The organism is Anaerovibrio lipolyticus DSM 3074 (assembly GCF_900141865.1).
GTDB classification, from domain to species: Bacteria; Bacillota; Negativicutes; order Selenomonadales; family Selenomonadaceae; genus Anaerovibrio; species Anaerovibrio lipolyticus.
In genome coordinates this window covers 106,601-121,216 of sequence record NZ_FQYW01000005.1, presented here as the reverse complement: position 1 = coordinate 121,216, position 14,616 = coordinate 106,601, and the positions used below count along the sequence as shown (strand labels likewise).

The following is a 14,616-nucleotide window of genomic DNA, read 5'->3' as shown; positions in this document are numbered from 1 at the left end:
TGGATGTACTTTTTGTAGAAAGAGGATTTATGTTAGGTGAGTTAGGAAAAAACAAGGGGAAGCAGTTATTGGAATACGTGCCGGACTATGTAGTATTCGATTTGGAAACCACGGGAATTAACTGTTATAAGGATAGTGTGGTGGAGATTTCTGCGGTGAAGGTTATTGGGGGACGGGTGGAGAATGAATTTTCCAGTCTGGTTAATCCCCATAGGAGTATTCCTTATGAGGTTTCCAGGGTAAATGGTATTACGGATGCCATGGTGGCGGATGCGCCTTTGTTCAACGATGTACTGATGAAGTTTATTGATTTCACCGAAGGCATGACCTTGGTAGGTCACAATATTCATAGCTTTGATTTAAAATTTATCTATCGTGATAGTGAAAAGTTTTACGGCGGTATACCTGGAAATAATTATGTGGATACTCTAAGATTGGCCAGAAAATATTTGCCTCAGCTAAAGCGGCACAGCCTTACCCTGTTGGCAGAATATTATGGTATTTCCACCGAGGGTGCCCACAGGGCTTTAAATGACTGCCGCATGAATCAGCAGGTGTATGAACAGCTGGGGCTTATTATGAATAAGGGATGTATGCCGTTATTCTCCTTTTAATAGTACTAATTAACTAATTGATAATATTTACAAATTAGTATATCTATGATAGTATATCTCCGTGTTTTTAGTATATTAATGTGTATATTTATCCGATGCTAACGGGCGTAAGACTCCTTCCTTTAAGGTAGGGGTTAAGCACCCATAAAAGCCCTGGGTAAAATTCAACTAAATTCAGGTGGAGTTTAAAACTCCATCTGAATAAGTAATCATTTTATTACTAGAAAGACGGCATTACATATATTTAAGAAAGGGTATGAAGCAAGAAATGAGCAAGACCAGTGATGTAGCCATAACTTTTTCCATTGAGGATTATTTGAACGGAATTAACCCAAAGAAGGTTATTACCAATGTAAGAAATATGTTGGCCCGTTTGACTGAATACAAGGAAACTGATAAGACAATCACTATTTTCTTCGATGACATTAATTGGGACGACAGCGATCAGGAGATTGCTTCATTTATGGATGTGGCAAGACAGTTTGATTTTATTTTACAGAAGATTTGTGGAGATAATGCGGACAGACAGCTTAATGTTGTTGATCCTTCCTCTGAGCTGTTTTCACTGAATGAGGAGCCTGCTGTAGTAAAGAAGTTTGCCATCTGAGGATAGATAATCATACATTTTTATTGCAGAAAAATACAATATATGGTACAATTTCAAACAGTTTAAGAAATGAAAGACAATGATGAAGAAAGTAATCTGTTGGTGAACCTCTTAGCGAGCAGGGAAGCGGTGAAAGCCCTGTAGTAGTAGCGACAGATGAAAATCACTTCGGAGTAGCAGGTCAAAATGTGATATGCTTGTTGCAGAGTAGGCTGAGCCGGGATCTCCCGTTACAGAGATAGTATATGCTGGTATACGAAATAGGTGGTATAGTGAAGCTAGGCTTCATCCTGTTTTGGGGTGAAGTCTTTTATTTTACATTGTAGCTCCCGTCCTATTTTGGGCGGGAGTTTTATATTATGATGGCTGCCAGTACAGCAAAAACAGGAGGTAATCATTTTGTACAACAAGGTTGACACAAACCTGAATTTCGTTCAGCGCGAAAGAGAAATTCTGAAGTTTTGGAAGGAAAATGACATTGCCAAGAAGTGTATTGATATCCGTGAGGGCTGCGATACCTTTACATTCTATGATGGTCCGCCAACTGCCAACGGCAAGCCTCATATCGGTCACGTATTGACCCGTGTAATCAAGGATATGCTGCCACGTTATCAGTCAATGAAGGGCAAAAAGATTCTTCGTAAGGCTGGTTGGGATACCCATGGCCTCCCAGTAGAACTGGAGGTAGAGAAAAAGCTGGGCCTGGACGGTAAGGAGCAGATTGAAAAATACGGCATTGAGCCATTTATCAAGGAATGTCGTGAGTCTGTATGGAAGTACAAGGGGATGTGGGAAGAATTCTCCGATGTCGTTGGCTTCTGGGCAGATATGGACGATCCGTATATTACTTACGAAAATAACTACATTGAGTCTGTTTGGTGGGCACTTAATGAAATTTGGAAGAAGGGCCTTCTCTATAAGGGACATAAGGTAGTTCCATATTGCCCTCGCTGTGGTACCCCTCTTTCTTCTCACGAGGTAGCTCAGGGCTATAAGGATATCAAGGAGCGTTCTGCCATTGTTCGCTTTAAGGTGAAGGGTGAGGAAAATACCTCTTTCCTGGCTTGGACCACCACTCCTTGGACCTTGCCTTCCAACCTGGGCTTGGTAGTAAATGCAGATGTGGATTATGTAAAGGTAAAGTGCAACGGTGAGTACCTGATTTTGGCTGAGGCTTTGGTAGAAAGCGTATTCTCCGGTGTTAAGTCCAAGGATAATCCAGAGGAAGCTGCCAAGGTAGAAATCGTTGAGCGTTTCAAGGGCAAAACCCTGGAGCGCAAAGAATATGAACCTCTTTACAACTTTGCAGAGGGCAAGATCAAGAAGCAGTGCTTCTATGTAATGTGTGATGATTATGTAACCACTTCTGATGGTACTGGTATCGTTCATACTGCACCAGCCTTTGGTGAGGATGATGCCCGGGTTTGCCGCAAGTATGATATGGACTTCGTTCAGTTCGTTGATTCCAAGGGTGGTATGACCGCAGATACCAAGTGGCCTGGCGTATTCGTTAAGGATGCAGACCCATTAATTCTGGATGATTTGAAGGCTTCTGGTGCCCTCTTTAAGGCTCCTAAGTTCGAGCATAGCTATCCACATTGCTGGCGTTGCGATACTCCACTTATCTACTATGCCCGTGAATCCTGGTTCATTAAGATGACGGACGTGAAGGAAAAGCTCATCGCCAACAATAAGACTATTAACTGGATGCCTGATACTATCGGTACCGGTCGTTTTGGTGAGTGGCTGGAGCACCTTCAGGATTGGGGTATTAGCCGTAACCGTTATTGGGGAACTCCGCTGAATATTTGGGAGTGCTCCTGTGGCTGTCAGCATTCCATCGGTTCCATTGAGGAGCTGAAGTCCATGTCTGATAATTGCCCAGATGATATCGAGCTCCATCGTCCATATATTGATGATGTTACTATTAAGTGTCCGGATTGCGGCAAGGAAATGCATCGTGTGCCAGAGGTAATTGACTGCTGGTTCGATTCTGGTTCTATGCCATTTGCCCAGTGGCATTATCCATTTGAAAACAAGGAACTTTTTGAGGAACGCTATCCAGCTGACTTCATTTCTGAGGCAGTAGACCAGACCCGTGGCTGGTTCTATTCTCTGCTGGCAATTTCCACATTGCTCTTTGATAATTCATCTTATAAGAACGTAATCGTTCTGGGTCACGTTCAGGACAAGGACGGCAAGAAGATGAGTAAGTCCAAGGGCAATGCCGTTGATCCTATGGATGCCCTTAATAAGCATGGTGCTGATGCTATTCGTTGGTACTTTTACGAAAACAGTGCTCCTTGGTTGCCAAACCGTTTCCACGATGATGCAGTGCAGGAGGGGCAGCGCAAGTTCATGGGTACCCTGTGGAACACCTATGCATTCTATGTGCTTTATGCCAATATTGATAATTTTGATGCTACCAAGCATGAGCTGGATTATGACAAGCTGTCCGTAATGGACAAGTGGGTTCTGTCCCGTCTCAATACCCTTATCAAGACCGTAGACAACAATCTGGCTAATTATAAGGTTACAGAGACTGCCAAGGCTCTGCAGGAATTTGTGGATGAGCTGTCCAACTGGTATGTACGTCGCAGTCGTGAGCGTTTCTGGGGCAAGGAAATGAACCAGGATAAAATTAATGCTTATATGACTCTGTACACTGCATTGGTTACTGTTATTAAGCTGTCTGCTCCAATGGTTCCATTTATTACTGAGAGCATTTACCGCAATTTGGTTTGCAGTGTTGACGACAAAGCTCCTATTTCCGTACATCTTACCGACTTCCCAGTGGCAAATGAGGCGTTTATTGATGCTGAGCTGGAGAAGAACATGGAGCTGGTACTGGAGGTTGTAGTTCTTGGCCGTGCTGCCCGTAATGCTTCCAATATCAAGAATCGTCAGCCTATTGGCAATATCTTTGTTAAGGCTGATAGCCAGCTGGATGATTTCTTTAAGGAAATCGTGGCTGGTGAGCTGAATGTGAAGCATGTTGAGTTCAAGGATGATATGGAGGAATATCTCTCCTATACCCTGAAGCCACAGTTCAAGGTACTTGGCCCTAAGGTAGGCAAGCAGATTGGCGAGGTTAAGGCTGCTCTGGCAACTTTGGATGGTGCAGCTGCCAAGGAAGAGCTGGATAAGACCGGCAAGCTGAAGCTGTCCTTAAAGAGCGGTGAGGTAGAGCTAATTCCTGAGGATATTGATATTACCATGTCCCAGACTGAAGGCTTTGCAACCCAGCGCTATGGCAAGGTTACTATTGCCCTTGAAACTACCTTGACTCCTGAGCTCGTTGAGGAGGGCTTTGTTCGCGAGATTATCTCCAAGCTCCAGACCATGCGTAAGGAGAATGGCTTTGAGGTTACTGATCGCATTAAAGTGTTTGCGGCTGGGAACGACAAGCTCACCGATATCCTGTCCCGCAACGAGGACATGGTAAAGAGCATTGTTCTCTGTGATGGTATCACCTATGGCACCACCGATGGCTTCATCAAGGAATGGAATATCAATGGTGAGAATATCACTTTGGGTGTGAAATAATTTAATTAATTAAAGCATTAATTCAGGTCCCTGTTATTGGATTGTATTTTCTGATAGCAGGGACTTTGTTTTTTCTTTGAGGTTTACATTTTTTTGTATCTTGGTGTAAAATTTACATAGTATTTTAATTAAAAAGAGAGTTTGGGGATATTATCATGAAAGAAATCGTCGTGGATTTACGCAAAATTAGTGATGAAGATAGAAATGAAGCAATTGAACTGGAAAAAAAGCTATTTAAGCTGAATCATACCATGCCTCGGACCGAGGAATACATGACGGCTATCAAGGATATTTTTGGTGAGCGGTTTGGTGAAGGCAGTTATATAGTTGCACCTCTGTCGGCGGTTTGTGCTCATAATATTGTTATTGGAAAGAATGTATATATTAACAGCAATTTTCTGGCCATGGCCCGTGGGGGCATAACTATTGAGGATAATGTGCAGATTGCAGGCAATGTTTCTGTACTTTCAAATAATCACGATCCTTATGAGCGGATGCTTTTGACCTGTAAGCCAGTTCGTATAAAGCAGAGAGCATGGATTGGAGCCGGTGCTACCATATTACCAGGCGTGACGGTTGGCAAGTATGCTATTGTGGGAGCTGGTTCAGTGGTTACCCGGGATGTACCGGATTATAGTGTGGTAGTAGGAAATCCAGCCCGTGTAGTAAAGGAGTTGGATATTGAAAAATTCCCTGATATGGCGTCTCCGTCCATAAAAAACAGCTATATGGGCAGCTATAATTTTCAGGGGGGGGAAACCGGGTATTTCAGCATGATTCCTTATGGTGAACGGGATAGTCTGGCAGAAATCAGATTTTTGGCGCCTGAGGGAGCGGAGAAGCATACCTTTGAAAATGGCGAGGTGGGCTGGAAGCTGGCTGATGGCACTGAATTAAATATCAGCCGGGGTATGTTTACCAGACGGCTGGGTGACATAATTGAACCGGTGATTAAGGATCCCCGTGATCCTGGCAAGATGATTGCCATTGGTTATGAGGTAACAGACGGTGATATGACCTTGGAGGCTGAATGGTCATTCTTAGATGAATTTTGATTATTCATAGAAGGGAGAATGGTGATATGCGCCAGCTGATGATTTGCCTGTTAGTTATTTATATGGTTTCAGTATCGTCAGTATGCATTGCCAGTACTGGCCTTCATAAAGAGAATAAGGGAGCTGATTGGGGAGGAACAGATTATATGCCAGAGGAAAAACAGTTTCGAATGGTGGATATTATCGGCAAAAAACGTGATGGAGCCAGCCTAAGCAAGGGAGAAATACAGTATTTTATTGATGGCTGCGTGGATGGTTCTATTCCCGATTATCAGACCTCGGCCCTGTTGATGGCTATTTATTTCCAGGGAATGGAGGACCGGGAGCTGGCCGATTTTACCATGGCAATGGCCCATTCCGGAGAAATGATAGATTTGTCACCTATTAAAGGCGTCAAGGTAGATAAGCACTCTACCGGTGGTGTTGGTGACAAAACCACCATGGCGGTGGCCCCTATTGTGGCCTCTTGTGATGTAAAAATTGCCAAGATGAGTGGCCGGGGATTAGGACATACCGGAGGTACAGTGGATAAGCTGGAATCCATACCGGGATACCGTACTGTGCTGGACAAGGATGAATTTTTTAATCAGGTGAATGAAATAGGGGCCAGTGTCATCGGCCAAAGCGGCAATTTGGCTCCGGCTGATAAAAAGCTTTACGCTCTGCGGGATGTAACGGGTAGTGTGCCTAGCATTCCCCTTATAGCATCTTCAATCATGAGCAAAAAGCTGGCTGCCGGGGCGGATTGCATTTTGCTTGACGTAAAGTGTGGCAGTGGAGCTTTTATGAAAAATGTGGCGGATGCGGTTACCTTGGCAGAAAAAATGGTGACCATTGGCGAGCACAACGGGAAAAGAACCATGGCCTATGTCACCAATATGAATATGCCGCTGGGGCAAAATATTGGTAATGCCTTGGAGGTAAAGGAGGTCGTCGATGTACTGAATGGTAAGGGGCCGGAGGACCTGACCAAGGAGTGCGAGGAATTATCCGCCACCCTTTTGATGATGGCTGGCAAGGGGCGTCACTCTGAGTGCCTTGCCATGGTAAAAGAGGTCATAAAGAATGGCCAGGCCATGAATAAATTTAAGGAAATGGTGCAGGCTCAGGGCGGTGATGTTTCTGTATTTGATGATCTTGATGGGTTTACCAAGGCGGCTGTGTGCTACGAAGTCAAGGCTGATAGAGATGGATATATAGCTAGTATGGATACTGAGGCTATTGGTATAGCATCAACTATGCTTGGTGCAGGGCGAGAGACCATGGAAAGTGTTATTGATCCAACCGCTGGTATCACAATATGCAAAAAAACCGGGGATAAGGTACATGTCGGAGATGTGTTGGCTGTATTCCATACCTCCAGGGAGGAGCTGCTGTCACCGGCAGTGAAGCGGTATCTTGAAGCTCTGACCTACAGTCAGCAGACACCGGGGCAGTCCAAGCTGGTGTATGCCGTGGTGGACAAAAATGGGGTAAAAAAACTCTAGGCACCATATTTCAAAAGGAAAACTAAAAATGCCGAAGTAATTAAAGTAAGAGTAAGAAAGGTGAGGCAAATTATGGATGCAATTTTTTCCCGTACCAGTGTGCGCAGCTATGAGGAAAAGCCAGTAGAGGCTAGTAAAATTGAAAAGATTTTGCGGGCGGCTATGGCGGCTCCTTCCGCCATGAATCAGCAGCCTTGGGAGTTTTATGTGGTAACAGATAAGTCGGTTTTGCAGGAGCTTTCTAAGGCCAGTCCTTACACCGGTATGGTGGAAGGTGCCCCTGTGGCAATAGTGGTGTGTGGGCGCAAGGAGAATTTACCAGTGCCGGATTTGGTGCAGGTGGATTTGTCACTGTCTACTGAAAATATTTTGCTGGAGATTGAGGAACAGGGCCTGGGCGGCGTTATGCTGGGAATAGCTCCTTTTGCTGACAGAATGGAAAGGGTTTCCAGAGCTTTGAATTTATCAGAAAATCTGGATGTATTTACCGTTGTGCCATTTGGTTATCCTGCCAAGAAAAATCCTCAGCAGGACCGATATGACGAGTCACGGGTTCATTATATTAAATAATGATAATTAATTGTCAGACGTAATACAAAAAATAAAAGGGTTTCTACCATAATGTCGTTTGTGGTAGGAATCCTTTTTGCGTTCATAAAACCTAATATTTTATTGCCATAAAATATTTTATTTTTTTATTTTCAAAAGAAGGAATATATTCAGATTTGTCGAACAAATTCATAATAGGACATTATCGGTGTTATTTTGATTTATTATAAAGGAGAGTAAGTATGGAAAAAGATCAATTGATTGCCGAGATGAAGAAAATTGTCGGGGAAGAAAATGTTCTTCATTCCAAGGAAGCCCTGTACGCATATTCTTATGATGCGACACCAGGTCATATTTATATGCCTGATGTGGTGGTTTCTCCTGGCAATGTACAAGAAGTATCCGCTATTATGAAGTTTGCCAACGAGCACAAAATTCCGGTTTATCCTAGAGGCTCCGGCACTAATCTTTCAGCTGGTACGGCACCTCTTAAGGGCGGTATCGTGCTGCTGATGCTTCGTTTTAACAAAATTCTTGATCTGGATTTGGAGAACCTTATTGCTGAGGTCGAGGTTGGCGTTGTGGTTCAGGATATTAATGATTATGTGGCACCACATGGCCTTATTTATCCACCTGACCCTGGTACTGTAAAGACTGCCAGCCTTGGTGGTACTATCTGTGAAAATTCCGGTGGCCTCCGTGGCCTGAAATATGGTATTACCAAGAATTATGTTCAGGGGCTGGAAGTAGTTTTGGCCAATGGTGACATTATTCATACAGGCGGCAAGAATGTAAAGGATGTTTCTGGTTATGATATGACTAAGCTCTTTACAGGCTCTGAGGGTACTCTGGGTATTGTTACCAAGGCATATCTTAAGCTGGTTCCAAAGCCTGAGGCTCAGGCCAGTATGATAGCTGTATTTAATACTTTGGAGGATGCCGGTAATGCGGTATCTGATATCATTGCTGCCAAGATTATTCCTGCAACAATGGAAATTCTTGACAATTCCTCCATCCGTACAGTTGAGGACTTTATGCATGTAGGCTTGCCAACGGATGCGGCTGCTATTTTGCTTCTGGAGGTTGACGGTCATCCAGTTATCGTGGCTGACGAAAAGGAAAAGGTCCTTGAGGTATTGAAGAAAAACAATGCTGCTGAGGTTACCCTGGCAAAGTCTCCTGAACACAAGGAACAGCTTTGGACTGCACGCCGCATGGCACTCCCTTGCCTGGCTAAGCTCCGTCCTACTACCTTCGTTGAGGATGCCACAGTTCCTAGAAGCAAGTTGACCCAGTTCCTTAAGATTGTTACCAAGGCTGCCAAGGATTACAATGTAACTATTGGTACCTTTGGTCATGCTGGAGACGGCAATATGCATCCTACTATTGTGTGTGACCTTCGTGATAAGGAGGAAATGGAGCGGGTTCATAAGGCTATGGACGTTATCTTCCGTGGTGCTGTGGAATTGGGCGGTACCCTTTCAGGAGAGCATGGCATTGGCCTTGGTAAGCTCCCTTGGATGGAACTCCAGCACGGCAAGGAAGGTATGAATGCCATGAAGGCTATCAAGCGGGCTCTTGATCCTAATCTGATTTTGAACCCTGGCAAGCTGATAGGAGAGTGTTAATATGGCTAATGAAATCACAGCAGAGGAAATTAATAAGCATGATGCCACATTGCTGAAGGATATAGACGATGCGTTGGCCAACTGCATGAAATGCGGTAACTGTCAGGCCGGGTGCCCAATTTATCGGGAAACCCGCAAGGAATTCTCCGTTGCCAGAGGCAAGATTTCCCTGATGCAGGCCATCCTTAGTGGCAAGCTGGAAATTACCAAGGAGTTTGACTCTATGATGGCTCAATGTCTTACCTGTAAGACCTGTGCTGCCAACTGTCCTTGCGGTGTAAAGGCAGATGAGCTTATTCTTCGTGGTCGTCACGCAACCATTAAGGCACGTGGCCTTAATCCAATAAAAAAGACTGTATTCAGCTTATTGTCCAATCGTCCGTTGTTTAATACAGTATTGCGCATGGGTGGTATGTTTGGCTGGCTTACCTTTAAGGATATTCCAGATAAAAACGCAGTTCTTTCCAGACTGCCTATGCCTGGTATGGATCCTAACAGGGCAACGGCACCATTGGCTTCTACGCCATTGAGGGCAGAGTACCCACCAGTAATCAAGGTGGATAATCCTAGATATAAGGTTGCTTTCTTCACTGGCTGTACCATCAACTTTATGTACACTGATATGGGTAAAGCAGTTATTGAAGTGTTAAAGGAAAATGGTCATGAGGTTATACTGCCGGGAGCTCAGCATTGCTGTGGAACCCCTGTTCATGTATCCGGCGCCTTTGAGCTGGCTAACGAAATGGCCAAGCACAATATTGAAGTGTTTGAACGTTATGAATGCGACTACATCGTAGGTGCCTGCGGTTCCTGTGTGGAAGCATTGCTTGACTATCCAAAATGGTTGGAGGATGAGCCAGATTGGGCGGCACGAGCTCAGAATATAGCCGATAAGGTTCGGGAAATCAGCCAGTTCCTGGTGGAGACTGGCTATAAGACAGATAATTTAGGTGCCATTAACAAGACCGTAACCATGCATGATCCTTGTCATATGGTTCGTGGTATTCATGTTACGGAGCAGCCTAGAGAGATTCTGAAGTCCATTCCTGGCCTTAACTTCGTAGAAATGAAGGAGCATGACCGTTGCTGCGGTTCTGGTGGTTCCTTCAGCTTGGCTCATTATGAGCTGTCCCGTCAGATTAATGACAGGAAGTGTGAAAATATCAAGGCTACCAATGCAGACTATGTATGTGCCAGCTGCCCAAGCTGTCGTATGCATATAACAGATGGTATCGTTCAGAACAAAATGCCACAGGTAGTTTATCATCCAATACAGCTTTTGGCAGAGTCCTATAAGCTGGGTAAACAAAAGTAAAATAAATCATATAAAGCCAGTTGGAGGGATATGTACCCAGAATTCCAGCTGGCTTTTTAAATGCAAAAAATTTATCAAAAGACTTGACTTATATCTTACTCTAACTGTTAAAATAGGAAAACGATAGAAATTGTAATGCAAAATAGGATTGATGAAAAATGACAGAAAAGAACAAAATTTCACGCCGGAATTTTATAAAAATCATGGCCGGAATTGGTGTATTGGCTGCTGGTGGAGGTATTTTTACTTTGAGAAAAACCTCCCTTGGCCGCGATATAGAAAATCAGGCCCGGGAGCTTTTACAGGATAAACAGTTTCAATACCTTCGTCAGATGGTGACATCCGATAATACAAGGAGTCGCAGAATAATGTGGCAGGCTTCGGAATATATGAGCAATCCTCAAATCCGTCTGCGTCTGCAAAATGATACTAAACGGGAAATGGTCATTCCTGCTCAGGATGATTCCTTTTTTGATGATGGAGAAAATCACATTCAATATTCCGCCCTGCTGGATAGATTAGAACCAGATACTAAATATGAATTTGCTGTGGAAGACGGCAGTAAGGCCAGTAAATGGTTTCCAGTACAGACTGCCACAGACAATAAAAGTAAGTTTTCCATGCTGATTTTCACGGACTCCCAGTCCAGTGAGTACAGTGATTGGAGAAATGTGGCTCAAAATGCCATTAAACGTCATCCTGAAGCGGAAATTTTCACTAATTTGGGTGATTTAGTGGATAATGGAGAGGATAGCAGTCAATGGCGAGCCTGGTTCGGTGCACTTGATGGCATTATTGACCAAATTCCATTTGCACCTGTCGTGGGCAACCATGAATGCTATAACCGTGATTGGAAGGAACAGCTTCCTATGGCCTATTTGCACTTTTTCAATGTTCCTGAGAATAACAGTAAAGACTTCAATCGCTACTACTATTCCTTCGATTATGGTCAGGTCCATTTTGCTGTATTAGGAACAGTAGAAAAGGAGATTAAGAATTTTAAGTCAGGATTAATGGAGGAGCAGGCGGATTGGTTGGAGAAGGATTTGCAGCGTACAACCAAGCCGTGGAAAATCGTCCTGATGCATAAGGATGTCCTTCAATATCGTATTGCCAGAATGCCAGAACGCAAGGAGGGCTTTTCGGAGGAAGGGCAGTTATTCATGCCTATTTTTGAAAAATATAATGTAGATATTGTATTAACAGGGCATCTCCATACCTATAGAAATCGTGGACATATTATACAGGGAAAGCACGACCCTAATGGTCCACTGTATATTTTGTGTGGCTTATCCGGTAATGTACGATATGATCGTCTGTGGACTGATCATGCTTTGGATGAGGTGGTGGCACCACAGCCGGAAACAGATAATTATATGACCATGGATGTAGAGGGAAATGTAATAGCTATTCGCTGTTTTCTGCCTGATGGAACGAAGATTGATGAGGTTGAGGTAACGAAATAGGGAATCATATTATCAAGCTATATAGAAAATTGAATACAATTGCGTGAATTAAAGCAGCCAGCCGAATCTGGGCATATACCATTCGGCTGGCTGTTTTATTCATTATTAGGTGGTATGTATTCAATTAAGTCGGTAATTTTACAATCTAACGCATAGCACAGTCTGGCCAATACAGCAGTATCCAGCCTTTGAACTGTATTGTTGCAGTAACTCCGTACTTGAGAACGCTGCAATTCAGCCCTAAAGGCCAGCTTATTTATACTAATATTTTGCGCTTTTCGTATATCCTCCAGCTTAATGCGGATTTCTCCAAAATTTATTTCTTTCATGCCTATCACCATAAAAACAAAACTACTATATATTTTATTCTTTTCATCGGTAGTTTGTAATGGGTGAGATATTATGGTAATATTTATATGGGTAGATATATACCCATATAAATTATAATATCCGTTTTACTTGTAAAGGGCGTGGAATAAAGACCGTAGTCGGTATAGAAGCCTTTTTATTTGGATAGGAGGAAATGGGATATGTTTAAACATCATATTTCAGCAGGGATAGCATCTTTTCTTTTGTGTTCGGGCATGATATTTGGCTTACCCGGTGTGGCTGACGCTGCAACTATAGTAAACATTGATCGGGACGATGTGGCTTACCATAGGGAGATGGAAAATAAATCAACAAATTATGATTTCCAGTATGAGCCACAATATGGTGTTAGGGTTGGCTATATTGTAACTGGTGATGATCAGGCTCTATTGGATAATGAGACAATGGGTTACATACGTCGTGTGCTTCATACCAAATTTCCAGGAACTCGTTACCCAGTACAAAGGATTGAAAATGTCGGTGGTCATTTTCATCAAGGACGTAGAAATACAGGAGATACATTTATTTTGACAGAGGCCCATGATGTGTTATCCAAGGAGTTTGAGAAACTTGAAGAGTTATACCATATAAAACATACATCACATACGGATAATAGGTCTAGTAATGGACCAGAAAATATTAGTGATTCGTATGGTGACAATTCAGGTATACATGGTAACTCGTATGATTTTTCAGGTCATCTTTCTACTCTTCCTAAGGACGATTATGTACAATTTGTCAGGGAACTAGAGGAAGAAGGGATGGCAGGATATGACTATTTGCTCATGTTTAATTTTAAAGCGTTGAGATCTGATGTGAAGACAAAGCTTTTTGGTAAAAGCCGTCAGACTGATTTTAGATTGTCAGTGCGGGCTATTGATGTATCCACGGGGCGATATATTGATCGGGGAGAATATCGTTCACGAGGATATTCTGGAGGAGTAGGTCTTTCGCTTCCTATATTAGGTTATTTAGGATCAGGTCCAAGTTGGCGTCGCGCAATGCGTCGTGCTATTGTGGATTCTATGATAGAAAGCTTTGATCACATGCCTATTGGCAAGTATTCCGTTTGCGATAATCCATATTGTGCAAGGCGGCAAGACGAAATTCGTATGGAAAAGGTGTTTGGAAAAAATTACCGTCATTGCGTAAAGCACTGTAATGACAAGACCTTCTGCGGTGATCATATGGTGGACTATCAAATTGATGCAGATTTACCAGCAGGGTATGTGCATAACGAAAAAGACCCAATTTATACAAGAGAATAATAGTGGGTGATATATAAAATGATTTGTTTATGAGGCTTTGCATTTTTGTGAAAGCCTCATAATGTTTTAGACTTGTAAATTTAAAAATGCGGGGGAGTGATTGTGATGATCAGGCGGCAGATATTAATATTATGCAGAATTGCTATTTCGGTTATGATACTGTTTTTAGTAGAAAATATTAGTATTAATATGGGTGAGGCATCTATATGGGGTAAGGTGTTTACCTATAAAGGTGATGTATATAGCATAGATAATTTTCGTACCAGTATAGTAAAATTCCCCCAGTCAGGTAAAGCCTTGGTTTCTTGGTGGCGTATAGAACATGAAGATGGTACTTATTCTATAGAAAAATGGGCCTACAAGGGAAACTTGGCCCGTGGAACGGCTAAAGGCTGTTTGTTGGCCGTGGCAAAGTACGATGCAGTGGGAGATACAGAAGTAAGTGAGACCTTGACGGACAATCCGTTGGAAACAGATTATGCAGTTGTATTCCCTGAGTCTATTGGTGAAGAAAAATATCGGACAGCTATAAAGGTGTATTGTGACAGACGAAATACATATCAGGCAGAAGAAATATCTGAAGTATGGGAATAAATTTCTTAATGAAAACAATGGTATTAAACTTAATGCTAGAATGACAAAGATGTTTCTGTGTATCATATATTGAAGTCTTTAATATTAAAAAAGAGGAGTCGACGGGCTTCTCTTTTTA

At 42.9% G+C, this 14,616-nt stretch carries 11 protein-coding genes and 1 pseudogene; 11 read left to right on the top strand and 1 reads right to left on the bottom strand.

What is annotated here, in order from left to right; genetic code table 11:
* The first annotated feature begins 29 nt into the window (after window positions 1-29).
* From B6K08_RS02760 to B6K08_RS02720, 9 genes and pseudogenes are all read left to right on the top strand, one after another.
* Window positions 30-614, top strand: coding sequence for a 3'-5' exonuclease (locus tag B6K08_RS02760; protein ID WP_080325308.1), 585 nt, complete (start codon window positions 30-32; stop codon window positions 612-614).
* 256 nt (window positions 615-870) lie between these two features.
* A complete protein-coding gene (locus B6K08_RS02755; RefSeq protein ID WP_143254816.1) occupies window positions 871-1,221 on the top strand; it encodes a hypothetical protein in 351 nt (116 codons plus the stop codon).
* A 399-nt stretch (window positions 1,222-1,620) separates the two neighbouring features.
* Complete coding sequence (ileS, locus tag B6K08_RS02750; protein ID WP_080325307.1) at window positions 1,621-4,767, top strand: isoleucine--tRNA ligase; 3,147 nt, start codon at window positions 1,621-1,623, stop codon at window positions 4,765-4,767.
* A gap of 494 nt (window positions 4,768-5,261) precedes the next feature.
* Window positions 5,262-5,438, top strand: a pseudogene (locus tag B6K08_RS14295) (DapH/DapD/GlmU-related protein); the annotation flags it as partial.
* A gap of 530 nt (window positions 5,439-5,968) precedes the next feature.
* A complete protein-coding gene (locus tag B6K08_RS02740; protein ID WP_200810379.1) occupies window positions 5,969-7,309 on the top strand; it encodes a pyrimidine-nucleoside phosphorylase in 1,341 nt (446 codons plus the stop codon).
* Between the two features lie 72 nt (window positions 7,310-7,381).
* Window positions 7,382-7,879: a nitroreductase family protein gene (locus B6K08_RS02735; protein ID WP_080325305.1), complete on the top strand. Its 498-nt coding sequence runs from the start codon at window positions 7,382-7,384 to the stop codon at window positions 7,877-7,879.
* Window positions 7,880-8,100: 221 nt separating this feature from the next.
* On the top strand, window positions 8,101-9,486 hold the full coding sequence (locus tag B6K08_RS02730) for an FAD-binding oxidoreductase (RefSeq protein ID WP_080325304.1): 1,386 nt from the start codon (window positions 8,101-8,103) through the stop codon (window positions 9,484-9,486).
* Window position 9,487: 1 nt separating this feature from the next.
* Window positions 9,488-10,801, top strand: coding sequence for a (Fe-S)-binding protein (locus tag B6K08_RS02725; protein ID WP_027396336.1), 1,314 nt, complete (start codon window positions 9,488-9,490; stop codon window positions 10,799-10,801).
* 158 nt (window positions 10,802-10,959) lie between these two features.
* Window positions 10,960-12,267 (top strand): purple acid phosphatase family protein, encoded by a 1,308-nt coding sequence (locus B6K08_RS02720; RefSeq protein ID WP_080325303.1) that lies wholly within the window; start codon window positions 10,960-10,962, stop codon window positions 12,265-12,267.
* A gap of 95 nt (window positions 12,268-12,362) precedes the next feature.
* On the opposite strand, the gene B6K08_RS02715 is transcribed toward B6K08_RS02720, so the two are convergent.
* Window positions 12,363-12,596 carry a helix-turn-helix domain-containing protein gene (locus B6K08_RS02715; RefSeq protein WP_192828008.1) on the bottom strand — a complete coding sequence of 78 codons (234 nt, stop codon included), beginning with the start codon at window positions 12,594-12,596 and terminating at the stop codon, window positions 12,363-12,365.
* 201 nt (window positions 12,597-12,797) lie between these two features.
* On the opposite strand from B6K08_RS02715, the gene B6K08_RS02710 reads away from it, so the two are divergent.
* Both B6K08_RS02710 and B6K08_RS02705 read left to right on the top strand, forming a co-directional pair.
* Window positions 12,798-13,904, top strand: a complete 1,107-nt coding sequence (locus B6K08_RS02710) for a hypothetical protein (RefSeq protein WP_080325302.1) — start codon at window positions 12,798-12,800, stop codon at window positions 13,902-13,904.
* A gap of 153 nt (window positions 13,905-14,057) precedes the next feature.
* Window positions 14,058-14,498 (top strand): hypothetical protein, encoded by a 441-nt coding sequence (locus B6K08_RS02705; protein WP_159446670.1) that lies wholly within the window; start codon window positions 14,058-14,060, stop codon window positions 14,496-14,498.
* Window positions 14,499-14,616: the final 118 nt, after the last annotated feature.